Annotated in this window: 15 protein-coding genes; 1 reads left to right on the forward strand and 14 read right to left on the reverse strand. The window is 60.4% G+C overall.

Annotated features, from left to right (window positions below; all coding sequences use genetic code 11):
• Positions 1–166: 166 nt before the first annotated feature.
• The 3 genes from fusA to rpsL form a co-directional block, all read right to left on the reverse strand.
• On the reverse strand, positions 167–2,293 hold the full coding sequence (gene fusA, locus ACGYLD_RS17065) for an elongation factor G (RefSeq protein ID WP_209219795.1): 2,127 nt from the start codon (positions 2,291–2,293) through the stop codon (positions 167–169).
• A 65-nt stretch (positions 2,294–2,358) separates the two neighbouring features.
• Positions 2,359–2,829, reverse strand: a complete 471-nt coding sequence (gene rpsG, locus ACGYLD_RS17070; RefSeq protein WP_067267956.1) for a 30S ribosomal protein S7 — start codon at positions 2,827–2,829, stop codon at positions 2,359–2,361.
• A gap of 87 nt (positions 2,830–2,916) precedes the next feature.
• A complete protein-coding gene (gene rpsL / locus ACGYLD_RS17075) occupies positions 2,917–3,288 on the reverse strand; it encodes a 30S ribosomal protein S12 (RefSeq protein ID WP_007118826.1) in 372 nt (123 codons plus the stop codon).
• Positions 3,289–3,689: 401 nt separating this feature from the next.
• Here rpsL and ACGYLD_RS17080 point away from each other — a divergent pair, with 401 nt between their 5' ends.
• Entirely contained in the window at positions 3,690–4,493 is an 804-nt protein-coding gene (locus ACGYLD_RS17080; RefSeq protein ID WP_394403314.1) for a putative rhamnosyl transferase, read from the forward strand.
• Here the strand turns inward: ACGYLD_RS17080 and ACGYLD_RS17085 are convergent.
• The 11 genes from ACGYLD_RS17085 to ACGYLD_RS17135 form a co-directional block, all read right to left on the reverse strand.
• Positions 4,466–5,353, reverse strand: coding sequence for a DMT family transporter (locus ACGYLD_RS17085; RefSeq protein WP_271692962.1), 888 nt, complete (start codon positions 5,351–5,353; stop codon positions 4,466–4,468). The genes ACGYLD_RS17080 and ACGYLD_RS17085 overlap by 28 nt on opposite strands.
• A 113-nt stretch (positions 5,354–5,466) precedes the next feature.
• A complete protein-coding gene (locus ACGYLD_RS17090; RefSeq protein WP_271692961.1) occupies positions 5,467–5,871 on the reverse strand; it encodes a two-component system response regulator in 405 nt (134 codons plus the stop codon).
• 180 nt (positions 5,872–6,051) lie between these two features.
• A complete protein-coding gene (gene rpoC, locus ACGYLD_RS17095; protein WP_067267948.1) occupies positions 6,052–10,302 on the reverse strand; it encodes a DNA-directed RNA polymerase subunit beta' in 4,251 nt (1,416 codons plus the stop codon).
• A gap of 94 nt (positions 10,303–10,396) precedes the next feature.
• Positions 10,397–14,533, reverse strand: a complete 4,137-nt coding sequence (gene rpoB / locus ACGYLD_RS17100) for a DNA-directed RNA polymerase subunit beta (protein WP_271692960.1) — start codon at positions 14,531–14,533, stop codon at positions 10,397–10,399.
• Between the two features lie 243 nt (positions 14,534–14,776).
• Positions 14,777–15,148: a 50S ribosomal protein L7/L12 gene (gene rplL, locus ACGYLD_RS17105; protein WP_067267945.1), complete on the reverse strand. Its 372-nt coding sequence runs from the start codon at positions 15,146–15,148 to the stop codon at positions 14,777–14,779.
• A gap of 74 nt (positions 15,149–15,222) precedes the next feature.
• A complete protein-coding gene (gene rplJ, locus ACGYLD_RS17110) occupies positions 15,223–15,738 on the reverse strand; it encodes a 50S ribosomal protein L10 (protein WP_067267943.1) in 516 nt (171 codons plus the stop codon).
• Between the two features lie 272 nt (positions 15,739–16,010).
• Positions 16,011–16,709 carry a 50S ribosomal protein L1 gene (gene rplA / locus ACGYLD_RS17115; protein WP_168612833.1) on the reverse strand — a complete coding sequence of 233 codons (699 nt, stop codon included), beginning with the start codon at positions 16,707–16,709 and terminating at the stop codon, positions 16,011–16,013.
• A gap of 1 nt (position 16,710) precedes the next feature.
• On the reverse strand, positions 16,711–17,136 hold the full coding sequence (gene rplK, locus ACGYLD_RS17120) for a 50S ribosomal protein L11 (protein ID WP_067622128.1): 426 nt from the start codon (positions 17,134–17,136) through the stop codon (positions 16,711–16,713).
• A 145-nt stretch (positions 17,137–17,281) separates the two neighbouring features.
• On the reverse strand, positions 17,282–17,815 hold the full coding sequence (gene nusG / locus ACGYLD_RS17125) for a transcription termination/antitermination protein NusG (RefSeq protein ID WP_067264099.1): 534 nt from the start codon (positions 17,813–17,815) through the stop codon (positions 17,282–17,284).
• A 207-nt stretch (positions 17,816–18,022) separates the two neighbouring features.
• Positions 18,023–18,220 carry a preprotein translocase subunit SecE gene (gene secE, locus ACGYLD_RS17130; protein ID WP_007118815.1) on the reverse strand — a complete coding sequence of 66 codons (198 nt, stop codon included), beginning with the start codon at positions 18,218–18,220 and terminating at the stop codon, positions 18,023–18,025.
• Between the two features lie 76 nt (positions 18,221–18,296).
• Positions 18,297–18,656, reverse strand: a complete 360-nt coding sequence (locus tag ACGYLD_RS17135; RefSeq protein ID WP_271692959.1) for a hypothetical protein — start codon at positions 18,654–18,656, stop codon at positions 18,297–18,299.
• Positions 18,657–19,091: the final 435 nt, after the last annotated feature.

Consider the following 19,091-nt stretch of genomic DNA (forward strand, 5'->3'; position numbering starts at 1 on the left):
TACCGTGGTCAACGTGGCCGATCGTGCCGATGTTGACGTGCGGTTTGGTGCGTTCAAACTTTGCCTTTGCCATGGTGTTGGCTCCTTTTGGTCTTTCTCAATGGTGTATGCGCAGCACACACCCAACGATTTGGGTCGGCGCGCGGTTTCCCACGCGCCGATTTCCTTAAGCGAACTTGGCCTGAATCTCGTCCGAGATGTTCTGCGGCACGGGTTCGTAGTGGTCGAACTGCATGGTGAAGTTCGCACGACCCGACGACATCGAACGCAGGGTGTTGATGTAGCCGAACATGTTGGCCAGCGGCACGAAAGCGTCGATCGCGATGGCGTTGCCGCGCGTATCTTGACCCTGCACCTGGCCCCGACGAGATGTCAGGTCACCGATGATGCCACCGGTGTATTCTTCCGGGGTTACAACTTCGACCTTCATGATCGGTTCCAGCAGCTTGGCGCCAGCTTTCTTCATGCCTTCGCGCATACCCATACGGGCGGCGATTTCGAAGGCCAGAACACTGGAGTCAACGTCGTGGAACTTACCGTCGATCAGGGCAACCTTGAAGTCGATGACCGGGAAGCCCGCAAGCGGACCAGAGTCCAGAACCGACTTGATACCCTTTTCCACGCCCGGGATGTATTCCTTGGGAATGGCACCACCGACGATGCGGCTCTCGAAGGAGTAACCTTCGCCCGGCTCGGTCGGCGTCAGGATCATCTTGACCTCACCGAACTGACCCGAACCACCCGACTGCTTCTTGTGGGTGTAAGTGATTTCGGCTTCGCGGCTGATGGTCTCACGATAGGCAACCTGAGGCGCACCGATGTTCGCTTCAACCTTGAACTCACGCTTCAGACGGTCGACGAGGATGTCGAGGTGAAGTTCGCCCATGCCCTTCATGATAGTCTGACCGGATTCCAGATCGGTTTCGACGCGGAAAGAGGGGTCTTCGGCGGCCAGACGGGCCAGACCTGCAGACATCTTTTCCTGGTCGGCCTTGGTCTTCGGCTCGACCGCGATCTCGATCACCGGATCGGGGAAGGTCATGGTTTCGAGGACGACCGGATCGTTCTGCGCGCAGAGCGTGTCACCGGTGGTGGTGTCCTTAAGACCCGCCAGCGCGATGATGTCGCCCGCGAAGGCCTCTTCGATTTCCTCGCGGTTGTTGGAGTGCATCATCATCATACGACCGACGCGCTCTTTCTTACCCTTGGTCGAGTTCAGAAGCGTGTCGCCCTTGCGCAGAACGCCCGAGTAGATGCGGGTGAAGGTCAGCGAGCCGACGAAGGGGTCGTTCATGATTTTGAACGCAAGGCCCGAGAACGCCATGTCGTCATCCGCGCGGCGCGGGATGTTGCGGGTCTCAGTTTCGTCGCCCGGCTTGAAGCCCATGTAGTCGACAACGTCCAGCGGGCTGGGCAGGTAATCGATCACGGCGTTCAAGAGCGGCTGAACACCCTTGTTCTTGAAGGCGGAGCCACAGAGAACGGGGATGAACTTGATGGCCAGGGTACCCTTGCGGATCAGGTCGCGCAGGGTGTCGACGTCCGGCTCGGCGCCGTCCATCAGGTAGTTTTCCATCGCCTCGTCGTCCATCTCGACCGCGGTCTCGATGAGCTTGGCACGCCATTCGTCGGCGGTCTCTTTCAGGCTGTCACGGATTTCGCGCTGTTCCCAGGCGGCACCGAGGTCTTCACCGGCCCAGACCCATTCTTTCATGGTCACGAGGTCGACGATGCCTTCCAGCTCGTTCTCTGCGCCGATCGGGATCTGGATCGGAGCAGGCGTGGCGCCTGTGCGGTCCTTGATCATGTGCACGCAGTTGAAGAAGTCCGCGCCGATCTTGTCCATCTTGTTGACGAAAACGATACGCGGCACCTTGTAGCGGTCAGCCTGACGCCAGACGGTTTCGGTCTGCGGCTCAACACCGGCGTTGGCGTCGAGAACGGCAACCGCACCGTCGAGAACGGCCAGCGAACGCTCAACTTCGATGGTGAAGTCAACGTGGCCGGGGGTGTCGATGATGTTCATCCGGAACTTGGTGTCGGATGTCGCATCGGCTGTGGGCTCTTCCTGACGCTGCCAGAAAGTGGTGGTCGCGGCGGAGGTGATGGTGATGCCGCGCTCTTGTTCCTGCTCCATCCAGTCCATGGTTGCGGCGCCGTCATGCACCTCACCAATGTTGTGGCTTTTGCCGGTGTAGAACAGGATGCGTTCGGAACAAGTGGTTTTACCGGCATCGATGTGAGCCATGATGCCGAAGTTGCGGTAGCGTTGGAGCGGATAGTCGCGTGCCATGGGGCTGCTTCCTCGAAAATATCAGTACGAACGGATCGCGCCCGAAACCGGGCGCGACGTTGAGATTACCAGCGGTAGTGGCTGAACGCTTTGTTCGCGTCGGCCATCTTGTGCGTATCTTCGCGCTTTTTAACAGCGGTACCACGGGACTGCACAGCGTCCAGCAGCTCGCCGGCAAGGCGTTCTTCCATGGTGTTTTCGTTACGCGCACGAGCGGCTTTGATCAACCAGCGGATCGCCAGCGCCTGACGGCGCTCGGGGCGCACTTCGACAGGCACCTGATAGGTGGCACCACCCACACGGCGCGACCGGACTTCGACGGAGGGCTGAATGTTTTCCAGCGCTTCGTGGAACACTTCGATCGGCGCGCGCTTGATCTTGTCTTCGACGCGGGTCATCGCGTTGTAGACGATACGCTCGGCGACAGATTTCTTGCCGTCGATCATCAGGTTGTTCATGAATTTGGTGAGAACCAGATCGCCGTATTTGGCGTCTGGCAGGACTTCGCGTTTTTCAGCGGCGTGGCGGCGTGACATGTCAGTGTCTTCCTCTTGGCGGGTGGTGGGGCGCTGCCCCACCGAACATCGGGTGGATCGGCGGGGACGGGCCCCACCGGTGCGAGATTACTTCGGACGCTTCGCGCCGTACTTCGAACGACGCTGCTTACGGTCTTTCACGCCCTGCGTATCAAGAACACCGCGCAGGATGTGGTAACGCACACCCGGAAGGTCTTTTACACGACCGCCGCGGATCAGAACCACGGAGTGTTCCTGAAGGTTGTGGCTCTCACCCGGGATGTAGGAGATCACTTCGAACCCGTTGGTCAGGCGCACCTTGGCAACCTTACGCATCGCCGAGTTCGGCTTTTTCGGTGTGGTGGTGTACACGCGTGTGCAGACGCCGCGCTTTTGCGGGCACTCCTGCAGGTGCATGGATTTCGAACGTTTGACTTTCGGCTGCCGCGGCTTGCGGATCAGCTGTTGGATCGTTGGCATTCCGGTTATATCCCCGTATCGCTCAGATTGTGTACACGGGGGATCCCCCATGCGGCTAATTTCGGTTACTTCATGCGTCCACAAAGCAAAATGACCGCAACGTTCCCGTACCGAGGAAAACGACGCGGTGGGTTAACAGAGGATCGGGCCAGTAGTAGGCCGGATCGTGACCACTTCAGTTATGAATTCGGACTGGCAGAGCGGCCTCCACCTCCGAGATAGCGGGCGTATAGAGCGTTGCGCGGGGCCTGTCAACAGGTGCGCCCCGGAGGGGTCGCGGAGGTTTGCCGGGTGATGGCCCGGCGCCTCCGGCTTGCTTCCGGGCCCGGGTCGCACATTCCACCCTTGCCACGCCCCTGCCTGGCTCGCCATAGTCCGGCGAAGGACAAAAGGAAATCTCCATGCAAACGATCGGCCTTTGCCGCTTTTCCTACCCGGCTCTGGGCGGCTTTCAAGTCGGCCACGAGACCACCGAGGAACGCATCGCCTATCTCTATGACGCGGCCCGGCTCGAAGAACGTTTCCGCCTGCTTGAAACCGTCGCCCTGCCCTGCCTGAAAGCGCAGACAGACCCGGACTTCTCTCTCGTCTTCGTCATCGGCGACCAGTTTCCCGAGCGCCACGCCCGACGCCTCGAATCGTTGCTGGCCGATCTGCCGCAGGCGGTTATTCATCGCGAGCCGCCGCGCAATCATCGGGAGGTGATGAAGGAGGTTCTCAACGCCGCGCGGATCAACCCGGCCGAGCCCTGCCTACAGTTCCGTTATGACGACGATGATGCCGTCTCGGTCGACTTCATTGCCCGGCTGCGCCAGACGGTCGCGCAAAGCGCGGGGCTGCTGAAAGGCCAGCGCTCCGTCGCCTTTGACTGGCCCAAGGGCTATGTCGCGGAATTCGGCCCGCAGGGCATCCGCGCCGCCGAAGTGTACCGCCCGCTGAACGTCGCGGCACTGGCGATGTATGTGAAGGGCGGCAGCCCGCTCACCATCATGAACTTCGCCCATGAGAAACTGCCGCGCTTCATGCCCTGCGTCAGCCTGCCCGATGCCGCAATGTTCGTGCGCAGCCACAACGGCTCGAACGATTCGCGGCAAGGGCTGGCGCGGCATGTAGAGGTGGCCCCTCTGGATGCCGAAGGCGAAGCGCTGTTTCAGGAGCGTTTCGCCATCGACCAAGCTCAGGTGCGGCGCGTCTTCTCGGCCTGAACTTTCAACTTCCGCTCCCGGTACAGGGTGAAGACCCCCGTGGCCACCACGATCCCCGCGCCGATGAGGGTCAAGGCCCCCGGCCAGTCACCAAAGACGACCCAGCCCAGCAAGAGCGCCCAGAGCAGGCCGGTGTAGCGAAACGGCGCGATGAAGCCGATATCGCCCACCCGCATCACTTGGATCGAGAAGAAATAGCCGCCTAGCACAAAGACTCCTGAGCCGCCGATCAGCGCGGCGACCGAGGGCGTCACCGGGGCCCAAGGCGCGCTCAGCGACGCCAAACCCGCCGCCGTCATCACCGACAGGGCGGTCACGAAAGTCACGGTCATCGAGGGTACCGCCGGTGACAAGGCGCGGGTCGACAGGTCACGGACCGTCACGCAGAGCACGGCGATCAGCACGTAGATCGACCAGATATTGAACCCTTCCGCCCCCGGCTTGACGATCAACAGCACGCCGCAGAAACCAATACCGATGGCGACCAAACGCCGCCAGCCGACCGCCTGCCGGAACACCAGCGCCGCCGCCAGCGTCACCGAAAGCGGCACGACCTGAAGGATGGCGGTGACATTCGCCAAAGGCATGTTGAACAACGCGGTGAGAAAGAAATATGCCGCCGCGATCTCGGCCACCGAACGCAGGCCGATGACCTGCCAGTCCCGCGCTTGAAGTCGAAAATCGATCCGACCAAGCTGCCGACTAAGGGCCAAGATCAGCACCGAAGTCGTCACCCCCCGCAGGAACAACAGCTGAAACAGGGGCAGCGCCCCGTCGGTCATTTTGAGCAGCGTGTCGTTAAACGTGAAACAGGCCATCGAGGCGATCATCAGCAGCGCGCCGATGGTATTGGGGGACATGAAAGCGCTCCGGGAAAAATGGTGCGGCTTGTATCAGTGCCGCCCCCGAATGACTGGCAGCGGCTACGGGGGCTGTCAAGAACGGCGGCCCCCGCCGCCCAGACTGGCGCGCTCTACTGGTTCGAAGCCTGCGCCACCGGCTGCTGCTGGCTGGCCAGAAGATTGCGCACCGTGCTGCGCAGCAACCCCGGATCGACCGGCTTTTGCATCACCGTGGCCGCCAGATCGCGGAAGGCGTCATAGACCTCAAGATCGCGGGTGCGCCCGCTGAGAAATATGATCGGCGTCCCGGCAATGGCCGGATTCTCGCCAAACCGATGGGCCAGTTCCAACCCGCCCATATCCGGCATGGAGATATCGCTGATGATCAGGTCAGGCTTGAGATCATCGACCACCGCCAGCGCGTCGCGGGCGTTCAAGCAGGAGACAAAGCTCAGCGACCTGTCGTCGGAAAAGATCATCTTGACCAGTTCCAGGACGATCGGGTCGTCGTCGATATGTAGAATGCGGGACGTCATCAAAGCACCTTACGACGGTTAAGCTTTTGCAAACCTATTCGGACTATGTGGCGGATATAAGGCTTTGGCCTTAGAAACCAGCCCCCCGGGGCGGTGTCTGGCCGCGGCATTTACCCACCCCATAAAAAAGCCCCCGCAGCGTCACTGCGGGGGTTTTTGTTCTTCAATGCGATGCTGCGATCAATCGCGGCTCTCGTCGTCACCGACCGGCGTGTTGAACACATCGCCACCGACGATGTCGTCCTCCACAGAGGCTTCCGGCGCAGCCAGACGGGCGGCGGCTTCGGCCTCTTCGCGGCGCGCTTCGATCACGACATTGTCGCGGTCTGTCGCCACTTTGCGCATCGCCTGCGTCGCGCCACCGGTCCCGGCGGGGATCAGACGGCCCACGATGACGTTCTCTTTCAGACCGACCAGCTTGTCCCGCTTGCCCTGAACCGAAGCTTCGGTCAGCACGCGCGTTGTTTCCTGGAAGGACGCGGCAGAGATGAAGCTGCGGGTCTGCAGCGACGCCTTGGTGATGCCCAAGAGGATCGGTTCGCCCTTGGCGGGACGGCCACCTTTCTTGAGTGCCTTCTCGTTGGCCTGATCGAACTCCTGCTTGTCGACGTGTTCGCCCTTGAGCAGCGTGGTGTCGCCGCTTTCTTGGATTTCCCATTTCTGCAGCATCTGACGGACGATGACTTCGATGTGTTTGTCGTTAATCTTCACACCCTGCAGGCGGTAAACGTCCTGCACTTCGTCAATCATATACTCGGCCAAGGCCTCGACGCCCATGATCGCGAGGATGTCGTGCGGCGCGGGGTTGCCATCCATGATGTAGTCACCCTTCTGCACGAAGTCGCCTTCGGCCACGGGGATGTGTTTCCCCTTGGGCACCATGTATTCAACCTTCACGTCCGGATCATCCGCGCTTTCGATCGCGATGCGACGCTTGTTCTTGTAGTCCTTGCCGAAGCGGACGTAGCCGTTGATTTCCGCAATGATGGCGTGATCCTTGGGGCGACGCGCCTCAAAGAGTTCGGCCACACGCGGCAAACCACCGGTAATGTCCTTGGTCTTGGCACCTTCACGCGGGATACGCGCGATGATGTCACCGGCCTGAACTTGCGTCTGGTCTTCGACAGAGAGAACAGCGTCCACCGACATCGGATAGGTCACCGGGTTGCCCGCATCGTTGCGGACCGGTTCGCCATCTTCACCCACCAAGATGATCTCGGGCTTGAGCTCGTTGCCCTTGGGGGCCGCGCGCCAGTCGATCACGATCTTCTGGGTCATGCCGGTAGCTTCGTCGGTGTCTTCCTTGACCGCGATGCCCGACACCAGGTCGACGTATTTGGTCGTACCGGGTTTCTCGGCGATGATCGGCAGGGTGTAAGGGTCCCATTCGAACAGCTTGTCACCGCGCGCCACGTCGTCGCCTTCTTTGACGTGCAGCTTGGTGCCGTAGCCGATCTTGTGGCTGGCCCGCTCCTCACCATTCTCATCGACGATCAACAGCTTCATGTTCCGGCCCATGACGAGCACTTCACCAGCGCTGTTTTCAAGCGTCTGTGCGTTCTCGAAAGCGACCTTGCCCGACTGGCTGGCCTCAAGGAAGGACTGCTGACCACCCTGCGCAACACCGCCGATGTGGAAGGTCCGCATCGTCAGCTGTGTACCGGGTTCACCAATCGACTGGGCCGCGATGATGCCGACGGCCTCACCTTGGTTGACCAGTGTGCCGCGTGCGAGGTCACGGCCATAGCACATGGCGCAGACGCCCTCTTCGGCATCACAGGTCAGCGGGCTGCGGATCCGTGCGGACTGCACGCCGGCTTCGTCGATGGCATCCGACATGCGCTCGTCGATCAGCGTACCTGCGGGCACCAGAACATCCTCGGTGCCGGGCACCAGAATGTCATCCGCCGCAACACGGCCCAGCAGACGCTCGGCCAGCGAGGAGACAACCTCACCATCGTTGACAGCCGCTTCGGCGGTGATCGCGGTTTCGGTGCCGCAGTCATGCTCGCGCACGATGCAGTCTTGCGCCACGTCCACCAGACGGCGTGTCAGGTAACCGGAGTTCGCTGTTTTCAGAGCGGTATCCGACAGACCTTTCCGCGCACCGTGTGTCGAGTTGAAGTACTCGAGAACGGTCAGACCTTCTTTAAAGTTCGAGATAATCGGCGTCTCGATGATGTCGCCGTTCGGCTTCGCCATCAAGCCGCGCATCCCGCCCAGCTGTTTCATCTGCGTGACCGAGCCACGAGCACCGGAGTGAGCCATCATGTAGACCGAGTTCGGCTCTTTCTCGGAACCGTTCTCATGGTGAGTCACGGCGGAGATGGAGCCCATCATCGCCTCGGTCACCTTGTCGTTACACTTCGACCATGCATCGACGACTTTGTTGTATTTTTCGCCCTGAGTGATCAGGCCGTCCATATACTGCTGTTCGAAGTCCTTCACCTGCTCGCGGGTCTCTTCAACCAGCGGCCATTTGGTGTCGGGGATCAGCATGTCGTCTTTGCCGAAGGAGATGCCCGCTTTGAAAGCTTCGCGGAAACCCATGGTCATGATCTGGTCACAGAAGATGACCGACTCTTTCTGACCGCAGTAACGGTAGACGGTGTCAATGACCTGCTGCACTTCTTTCTTGCGCAGCAAACGGTTGACCAGATCAAACGGCGCTTTGGCGTTCAGCGGCAGAAGCGCACCAAGGCGGATACGACCGGGGGTCGTGTCAAAGCGCATCATCACTTCGTTGCCTTCAGCGTCGATCTGTTTGATCCGCGCCTTGATCTTCGAGTGCAGGTGAACCGCACCGGCGTCGAGGGCGTGCTGCACCTCGTCGACGGAGCCGAAGACCATGCCTTCGCCAACCATGCCTTCACGCTCAAGGGTCGTGTAGTAGAGACCCAAGATCATATCCTGCGACGGCACGATGATCGGCGCGCCGTTTGCAGGCGACAGAACGTTGTTCGTGGACATCATCAGAACACGCGCTTCCAACTGGGCTTCCAGCGAGAGCGGGACGTGAACAGCCATCTGGTCACCGTCGAAGTCGGCGTTGAAGGCCGAGCAGACCAGCGGGTGCAGCTGGATCGCCTTGCCTTCAATCAGGACGGGTTCGAACGCCTGAATGCCCAGACGGTGCAGCGTCGGCGCGCGGTTGAGCATGACGGGGTGTTCACGGATCACCTCATCAAGAATGTCCCAAACCTCGGGGCGCTCTTTCTCGACCAGCTTCTTAGCCTGTTTCACGGTAGAGGACAGACCTTTGGCCTCAAGCCGCGAGTAGATGAACGGCTTGAACAGTTCGAGCGCCATCTTCTTGGGCAGACCACATTGATGCAGCTTCAACTCCGGGCCGGTCACAATGACCGAACGGCCCGAAAAGTCGACACGCTTACCCAAAAGGTTCTGACGGAAGCGGCCCTGTTTGCCTTTCAGCATGTCCGACAGCGACTTCAGCGGGCGCTTGTTGGCACCCGTGATGACGCGGCCACGGCGGCCGTTGTCGAAGAGTGCGTCGACCGATTCTTGCAGCATCCGCTTTTCGTTGCGGACGATGATGTCGGGCGCGCGCAGTTCGATCAGCCGCTTCAGACGGTTGTTCCGGTTGATCACCCGGCGGTACAGGTCGTTCAGGTCGGAGGTCGCGAAGCGGCCACCGTCCAGCGGCACCAGCGGGCGCAGCTCGGGCGGGATGACCGGGATCACGGTCATGACCATCCACTCCGGGCGGTTGCCGGACTCAAGGAAGCTCTCGACCACTTTCAGACGCTTGATGATCTTCTTGGGCTTCAGCTCGCCTGTCGCCTCTTTCAGATCGGCACGCAGGTTCTCGGCTTCGGCTTCAAGGTCGATCGCCGCCAGCATTTCGCGGATCGCTTCGGCGCCGATGTTGGCGGTGAAAGCGTCCATGCCATAGGCGTCTTGCGCGTCCATATATTCTTCTTCGGTCATCATCTGACCGTATTGAAGATCGGTGAGGCCCGGCTCGATCACGACGTAGTTCTCGAAGTAGAGCACGCGCTCGAGGTCACGCAGGGTCATGTCCAGCATCAGGCCGATGCGCGAGGGCAGCGACTTGAGGAACCAGATGTGCGCCACCGGCGAGGCCAGCTCGATGTGGCCCATACGCTCACGGCGGACCTTTTGCAGCGTGACTTCCACACCGCATTTCTCGCAGACGACGCCGCGATACTTCATGCGCTTATATTTGCCGCAGAGGCATTCGTAGTCTTTGATCGGGCCAAAGATACGCGCGCAGAACAGGCCGTCACGCTCAGGCTTGAACGTACGGTAGTTGATGGTTTCCGGCTTTTTGATCTCGCCGAAGGACCAGCTGAGGATCCGCTCGGGCGAGGCCAAGGAGACCTTGATTTCGTCAAACGCTTTTTGCGGCGTCAGCGGGTTGAACGGGTTGTTTGTCAGTTCCTGGTTCATTTTCAAATCCTTGAAAGGGGTGCGTTGGGAGTGAGGGGTGCCGTTCTCTTTGAAAGAAAACGGCCCGGAATTTTTAAAAAATTCCGTCTATGCCTCACTCATCCTCCTCCGCATCCAGGAGTTCCATATTCAGGCCGAGGCCGCGCACTTCCTTGACGAGAACGTTAAAGCTCTCGGGAATGCCCGCTTCGAAGTTATCCTCGCCCTTGACGATGCTTTCATAGACCTTGGTCCGGCCCGCGACGTCGTCCGACTTGACGGTCAGCATTTCCTGCAGGGTGTAGGCGGCGCCATAGGCTTCCAGAGCCCAGACCTCCATCTCCCCGAAGCGCTGGCCACCGAACTGCGCCTTACCACCCAGCGGCTGCTGTGTGACGAGGCTGTACGGCCCGGTCGAACGCGCGTGGATCTTGTCGTCCACCAGGTGGTGCAGCTTCAGCAGGTACTTCACGCCGACGGTCACCGGACGCGCGAACTGCTCGCCTGTCCGACCATCGAAGAGCACCGACTGACCGGAGGTGTCGAACCCGGCCCGCTTGAGGCTGTCGTTCACATCCGCTTCCTTGGCGCCGTCGAAGACCGGTGTGGCGATCGGCACGCCGCGGCGCACGTTGTCGGCCGCTTCCAGCAGCGTGTCCTCGTCCATGCCGGTGATGCCTTCTTCGTAGACATCCTCGCCATAGGCCAGCTGCATCGCTTCGCGCACCGGCGTCAGGTCACCCGAGCGGCGGTATTCCTGCAGCGCCTCATCGACGTTCAGGCCCAGACCGCGTGCGGCCCAGCCCATATGCGTCTCGAGGATCTGACCGACGTTCATCCGCGACGGCACGCCGAGCGGGTTGAGGCAGAAGTCGACCGGGGTACCATCGGCGAGGAACGGCATGTCCTCCATCGGCACCACTTTCGAGATCACACCCTTGTTCCCGTGACGACCGGCCATCTTGTCGCCCGGCTGCAGCTTGCGCTTCACCGCCACGAAGACCTTGACCATCTTCATCACGCCCGGGGGCAGATCGTCGCCACGACGGACTTTTTCGACCTTGTCCTCAAAGCGCGCATCCAAGGTCCGCTTCTGGATCTCATACTGCTCGTTCAGGGCTTCGACGATCTTGGCGTCATCCTCGTCCTCGAGGGCCAGCTGCCACCACTGACCGCGGGTCAGGGTTTCCAGCAGTTCCTCGGTGATCTGGCTGTTCGCCTTAACGCCTTTGGGGCCTTTGACGGCGATCTTGCCAAGGATCATATCCTTGAGACGCGCGTAGATGTTGCGGTCAAGGATCGCCAGCTCGTCGTCCCGGTCACGGGCCAGACGTTCGACTTCCTCACGCTCGATCTGCAGCGCACGTTCGTCTTTCTCGACGCCGTGACGGTTGAAGACACGGACCTCGACAACAGTGCCGAAATCGCCCGGCTTCACGCGCAAGCTTGTGTCGCGCACGTCCGAGGCTTTCTCACCGAAGATGGCGCGCAGAAGCTTTTCTTCCGGCGTCATCGGGCTTTCGCCCTTGGGGGTGATCTTGCCGACAAGGATGTCGCCCGGCTCCACGTCCGCACCGATATAAACGATACCGGCTTCGTCGAGGTTGCGCAGGGCTTCCTCGCCGACGTTCGGGATGTCGCGGGTGATCTCTTCCGGCCCGAGCTTGGTGTCACGCGCGGCGACTTCGAATTCCTCAATGTGGATCGAGGTGAAGACGTCGTCGCGGGAGATCCGCTCGGAGATCAGGATGGAGTCTTCGTAGTTGTAGCCGTTCCACGGCATGAAGGCGACGACGACGTTCTTGCCGAGCGCCAGTTCCCCCATGTCGGTCGAGGGACCGTCCGCGATGACCTGACCCTTTGTGACCTTCTCGCCCACTTTCACCAGCGGACGCTGGTTGATGCAGGTGTTCTGGTTCGAACGCTGGAACTTGCGCATGCGGTAGATGTCCACACCCGCGTCGCCCAACTCGAGGTCTTCTGTGGCCCGGATCACAATACGCGAGGCATCGACCTGGTCGATGATACCCGCGCGACGTGCCGTGTAGGCAGCGCCGGAGTCGCGTGCCACGACTTCTTCGATGCCGGTACCGACGAGCGGCGCCTCGGCTTGCAGAAGCGGCACCGCCTGACGTTGCATGTTCGAGCCCATAAGAGCGCGGTTGGCGTCGTCGTTTTCGAGGAACGGGATCAACGAGGCAGCGACCGAGACCAACTGCTTCGGGCTCACGTCGATGAGGTCCACGTTCTCGGTCGGTGCCAGCGTGTAGTCACCGGACTGACGGGTCGAGACCATCTCGTTCACGAACTTCATGTTCTCGTCGAGGTTGGCGTTCGCCTGAGCCACGGTGTGGCGCATTTCCTCGGTCGCGGACATGTAGTGCACTTCGTCGGTGACGGTGCTGTCTTTGACAACGCGGTAAGGCGTTTCGATGAAGCCGTATTTATTCACGCGGGCAAAGGTGGCCAGCGAGTTGATCAGACCGATGTTCGGACCTTCCGGCGTTTCAATCGGGCACATCCGGCCATAGTGTGTCGGGTGCACGTCGCGCACCTCGAAGCCCGCACGTTCACGGGTCAGACCGCCCGGCCCAAGCGCCGAAAGACGACGCTTGTGCGTCACTTCCGACAGCGGGTTGGTCTGGTCCATGAACTGCGACAGCTGCGAGGAGCCGAAGAATTCACGCACCGCAGCCGCGGCGGGCTTGGCGTTGATCAGGTCCTGCGGCATCACGGTGTCGATCTCGACGGACGACATCCGCTCCTTGATCGCGCGCTCCATGCGCAGCAGGCCGACGCGGTACTGGTTTTCCATCAGCTCGCCGACGGAACGCACACGACGGTTGCCGAGGTGGTCGATGTCATCGATGTCGCCGCGGCCATCGCGCAGGTCCACCAGCGCCTTGATGCAGGCGACGATGTCGTCACGGTCCAGCGTGCGCTGCGTGTCGGGCTTGTCGAGCGCCAGACGCATGTTCATCTTCACGCGGCCCACGGCCGAGAGGTCATAGCGTTCGCTATCAAAGAACAGCGTGTCGAAGAGCGCCGAGGCGGCCTCGACGGTGGGCGGCTCGCCCGGGCGCATGACGCGGTAGATGTCCATGAGCGCGGTGTCGCGGTTCATGTTCTTGTCCATCGCCATGGTGTTGCGCATGTAGGGGCCGACGTTGACGTTGTCGATGTCCAGCAGCGGAATCTCGGTGATGCCGGCGTCGATCAGCTCCTTCGCGGTGCCGCCGATCAGCGTGCCGTCCTTGTCGTATTCCAGCGTCAACTCGTCACCGGCCTCGACGTAGATCGCACCGGTTTCCTCGTTGATGATGTCACGCGCGACGAACTTGCCGACGATGTGGTCGAACGGCAGCAGCAGTTCCTTGACCTTGCCTTCGTCCAAGAGCTTCTTGACCGCACGGGGGGTGACTTTCTTGCCGGCCTCGAAGAGGATCTCGCCAGTGTTGGCGTCGATCAGATCGTAGGTCGGACGGGTGCCGCGCACGCGGTCGGGGAAGAAGGGCGCAACCCAACCCTTGTTCTTCTCCAGCTTGAAGGTGACGGTGTTGTAATAGGCATTCATGATGCCTTCTTGGTCCAGCCCCAGGGCATAGAGCAGGGTCGTCACCGGCAGCTTGCGGCGACGGTCGATGCGGGCATAGACGATGTCCTTGGCGTCGAACTCGAAGTCCAGCCAGGAGCCGCGGTAGGGGATAATGCGGCAGGCGAACAGAAGCTTGCCCGAGGAGTGGGTCTTGCCCTTGTCATGGTCAAAGAACACGCCCGGGGAGCGGTGCATCTGGGAGACGATCACACGCTCGGTACCGTTGACGACGAAAGTGCCGTTCGGGGTCATCAGGGGCATGTCGCCCATGAAGACGTCTTGTTCTTTGATGTCTTTGACCGACTTGGCGCCGGTGTCTTCATCCACATCGAACACGATGAGACGCAGCGTCACCTTCAGCGGCGCGCTGTAGGTCATGTCGCGCTGCTGGCACTCCTCGACGTCGTACTTGGGCTTTTCCAGCTCGTACTTGACGTACTCGAGAACCGAGGTCTCGTTGAAATCCTTGATCGGAAAGACCGACTGGAAAACGCCCGTGATCCCCTCACCATCGGTGGGGGTCTCGGCGTCGCCGGAATTCAGGAACAGATCATAAGAGGATTTCTGAACCTCGATGAGGTTCGGCATCTCCAGCACTTCGCGGATTTTGCCATAATATTTACGCAGACGTTTCTGGCCAAGGAAGGATTGTGCCATGTGTCGTGTCACCTTTCGTGTCTCTCGCCGAGCGCATCAACCACCGGGGCCGTGGTGCGCGCCCATAAGAGCGGAAAATCCGGGTCAATTCTTGGAATGCGTCCCACTGCACCCCTTCCGACCTTGGACCTCTCCAGAGAAATGCTCCCGCGGGGAACATTCGTCAAAACAGGTCAGGCTGGACAGGAAAATTCCCGTCCAGCCCTTGTTCATGCGTGGTGCGTGAGGACACGCACCTCTGGCTTAGGCCAGCTCGACTTCGGCGCCAGCTGCTTCCAGCTTGCCTTTGATGTCTTCGGCTTCGGCTTTGTCGACGCCTTCCTTGATCTTGCCACCGGCTTCGACCAGGTCTTTGGCTTCTTTCAGGCCGAGACCTGTGATGCCGCGGACTTCCTTGATCACGTTGATCTTGGATGCGCCGGCGTTCTTCAGAACGACGTCGAATTCGGTCTTTTCTTCTTCGGCAGCGCCACCTTCAGCAGGGCCGGCCATCATCACTGCGCCGCCAGCGGCGGGCTCGATGCCGTACTCGTCTTTCAGGATGGTTTTCAGTTCTTGTGCTTCAAGCAGAGTCAGACCAACGATGTCTTCTGCCAGTTTTTTCAGATCAGCCATGTTTAGCTCTTTCCGTTACGATATGTGTGTTCCAACGCGCGTGTTCAACCCGTGCGCCAGTTTGACGATTTGCCTTACGCAGCCGCCTTGTCCTCGATGGTGGACAAGATGGATGCGATGTTGCTTGCAGGTGCGCCAATGGCCCCGGCGATGTTCGAAGCAGGTGCGCCGAGCATGCCCGCGATGGAGGAGATAAGCTCCTCGCGCGAAGGCATTTTCGACACGGCTTCGACACCGGCGGCGTCCAACGCGTTCTCACCCATTGCGCCGCCGAGGATAACAAGCTTGCTGTTTTCCTTGGCGAACTCCTGAGCAACCTTTGCCGCAGCCACAGGATCCTCAGAGTAGGTCAGAACGGTCATACCCGTCAGAAGGTCAGCAATGCTTTCGCATGGCTTGCCCTCAAGGGCGATCTTGGCGAGCCTGTTTTTGGCAACACGCACGGCCCCACCGGCTGCGCGTGCGCGCGCCCGAAGGTCCTGCATTTCGGCAACTGTCAAACCGACGTAGTGGCTAACCACAACGACGCCAGAGCTTTCAAAGATTTGGCCGAGTTCGTCGACCAACTGTTCTTTTTGTGCTCTATCCACAGTTTCACTCCAAATTTGGGGGTTGCCCCCCGGCTCAGTTCAGGATGCGGTCTTCTGCACCCCATTCGGGTCCAATGTCAGGGTCCCGGCCAAAACCGCCCGAAGGCAGGAATTTCCGGTTTCCCATCTCAGGAAGGAATTATTCAGGCCAAAGCCCAAACCCTCCGTCTCGGACAGACGCGCGGACCGATGTTCTGGTCCTTGCGTATCTGGCGACCGAAGCCGCCAAATCTCGGGTCGTAAGGTGGGAGGCTGGCCCCCACCCCACAGGATCACTCGGCAGTCGCGTTCTCGACAGCGACCGACACGCCCGGGCCCATTGTGGAGCTCAGGTTGATCTTTTTCATGTAGGTGCCCTTGGCACCGGCGGGCTTGGCTTTGGACACGGCGCCGACGAAGGCACGGATGTTCTCAACCAGCTTGGCTTCGTCGAAGGACAGTTTGCCAACGCCTGCGTGGACGACACCGCCCTTTTCGGCCTTGAACTGAACTTCACCACCCTTGGCCGCTTTCACAGCGTCGGCGACGTCCATGGTCACAGTGCCGACCTTGGGGTTCGGCATCAGGTTGCGCGGACCAAGCACTTTACCCAGACGGCCAACGATCGGCATCATGTCGGGTGTCGCGATGCAACGATCGAAGTCGATCTTGCCGGACTGCACGGTTTCCATCAGGTCTTCTGCGCCAACGATATCTGCGCCAGCCTTCTCGGCTTCTTCAGCCTTCGCGCCACGGGCGAAGACAGCAACGCGCATGGTTTTGCCGGTGCCGTTGGGCAGGCCAACAACGCCGCGGACCATCTGGTCTGCGTGACGCGGGTCAACACCGAGGTTCATCGCGATCTCGATGGTTTCGTCGAACTTCGCGGTGGCGTTCGCTTTGATGAGGCTTACCGCTTCTTCGACGGTGATCTCTTCTTTGCCAGCAAAAGCTTCACGGGCGGCGCGGGTGCGTTTTCCAAGTTTTGCCATCTTACTTCACCTCGATGCCCATGGACCGGGCGGAGCCCAGGATGATTTTCATCGCCGCTTCCACGTCGTTCGCGGACAGGTCGGCGGCTTTTGCTTCTGCGATCTCGCGCAGCTGCTTGGTCGTCACGGTGCCAACGGTTTCACGCGAGGGCGTTTTCGCGCCGGAGTTCACCTTGGCAGCTTTCTTCAGGTAGTAGGACGCCGGGGGCGTCTTGATGTCCATCGTGAAGGACTTGTCCTGATAGTAGCTGATCACGGTGGGGCACGGTGCGCCCGGCTCCATGTCTGCGGTCTTGGCGTTGAACGCCTTGCAGAATTCCATGATGTTGATGCCGCGCTGACCGAGGGCGGGGCCCACGGGCGGGGACGGGTTTGCTTGACCCGCTTTAACTTGCAACTTCATCGTACCGACGAGTTTCTTGGCCATTGGCCTTCTCCTTTCAACACCCTTGGGGCGCGCCCCGCGGGTTCTTCGTTGCGTGGTTCGGGCCTAGGCGCCGCGGCGCCCCTTCCCTCCCACAATGACCGACGCCCTCAGGTGCCGGGATGGCGGGGTGAACCCCGCCGCACACTCAGACCTGTTTGTTGACCTGAGTGAATTCCAATTCAACCGGGGTCTCCCGGCCAAAGATCGAGACCGAAACCTTGAGACGCTGGTTCTCGTCGTCGACCTCTTCGATCATGCCGTCGAAATCCTCGAAAGGACCATCGGCGACTTTGACTTTCTCACCGACCTCGAAGTGGATCAGCGTGCGCGGCGCTTCTTCGCCTTCCTGCACGCGACCCAGGATCGCCTGAACCTCGGCATCGCGCATCGGCATCGGGCGGCCCTGCGGGCCAAGGAACCCGGTGACGCGGTTGATCGAGTTGATCAGGTGATAGCCTGCGTCGGACATTTCCATATGCACCAGCACATAGCCGGGCATGAAGCGACGCTCGGTTGTCACCTTCTTGCCGCGCCGGACCTCGATCACCTCTTCGGTGGGCACCAGCACTTCGTCGATCTGGTCTTCAAGTTCCTGCTCGGCCACGGACGCGCGGATCTGCTCGGCGATCTTCTTTTCGAAGTTCGACAGGACACTGACCGAATACCACCGTTTTGCCATCTGAACTCTGGTCCCTGTCTTGCCATGCGGGCTGCCCCGGCATGAAATTCGTCAATCAACACGGGGGCCAAGCCCCGCAACATCTGAACAAAAAATCGGCGCGCAACTCGAATCGCCGCACGCCCTTTTCAGGTCAGGTCTGCGCAATAGCCCGCGCAGACGCAGGTTTCAAGGGTGTAAAGATAAAATCACCCATGCGGGCGGTGCTCAGCCGAACATCCCAAGGATCTGCTGCAAGCCGCCGCGGATCAGGATATCGACAATTGCAAAGAAAACAGCTGTCAGCGCGGCAAGGATAAAGACCATCACCGTGGTCAGCATCACTTCGCGCTTTGTCGGCCAAACAACCTTTGCAACTTCGGTGCGAACCTGCTGGATGAACTGAAGCGGATTGGTGGTGGCCATGACATCTTTCCCTGTTGCCCGATTGGGCGGATGTAACGGGTCCGCCCCCTAGTTTCAAGACATCTTCGCGCGCGCCTCAGGCTTCCGGGTCGCGCAGACGATCGAACCGGCGGTCAAGCGCCGCGTCATGCCGCGCTTCAGCCGCCGCCACCTTGCCAAAGTCGGGAAGATACAACCCGTCGACGGTGCCTTCGGGGAATCGATCAAGCACGGCGTCCCATTTCATCGCGAAAGCATCCAACCGTGCATGAAGCGCCGCCGCGGGCTCGGGCTGCCGCGCGGCATACCAGCGCCCAAGCGCCATCGCCCGCTGCCAAAATCCGTCATAACCGAGGGCGAGGAAGACCCCCAACACGATAAACACGGTGATGAATAGCACGCCGAACACCAACCAAGGGCGCAGAACCACCGCCAGTGCCAGAAGGCTGAGGATCACCGCCCGGGCCGGAGGACGTTTCGCACGAATCCTACGGCGTGACGCCTTCCTAATTTTAACGTCAACGGCTTCCGGCACCGGCAAATCCGGAAAAGCCACGCGCCCCGGCCGCCGAGGGGCCACCGGCGGCTCTGCCGGCCCCGAACCGGCGCGTGGGTCCGGAGCACTCTCCGCATCTGCCATGACATTCCGAATCGCAGACATCGCGGCGGGGTCCAAGTCGGACGAAGAAGTGGCAGCCTTATCAATGGGGGGCGTCATATCAGTCTCTCTACGCAGTTGCGAAAGAGTTACCGATCCATTGCGCCAAGTGAAGGGCGGAAAATAGACAGTTATTGGGCATCACTCCCCCTCCAACTGAACCGCGCCGGGTTTGTCGGAGGCTCCAACTCATGAGTAGGATGGAGCATCATGACAAAGACAACGAACAAGTAT

Origin of the sequence: Sulfitobacter sp. 1A12056 (assembly GCF_043558125.1) — a bacterium.
GTDB lineage: Bacteria > Pseudomonadota > Alphaproteobacteria > Rhodobacterales > Rhodobacteraceae > Sulfitobacter > Sulfitobacter faviae.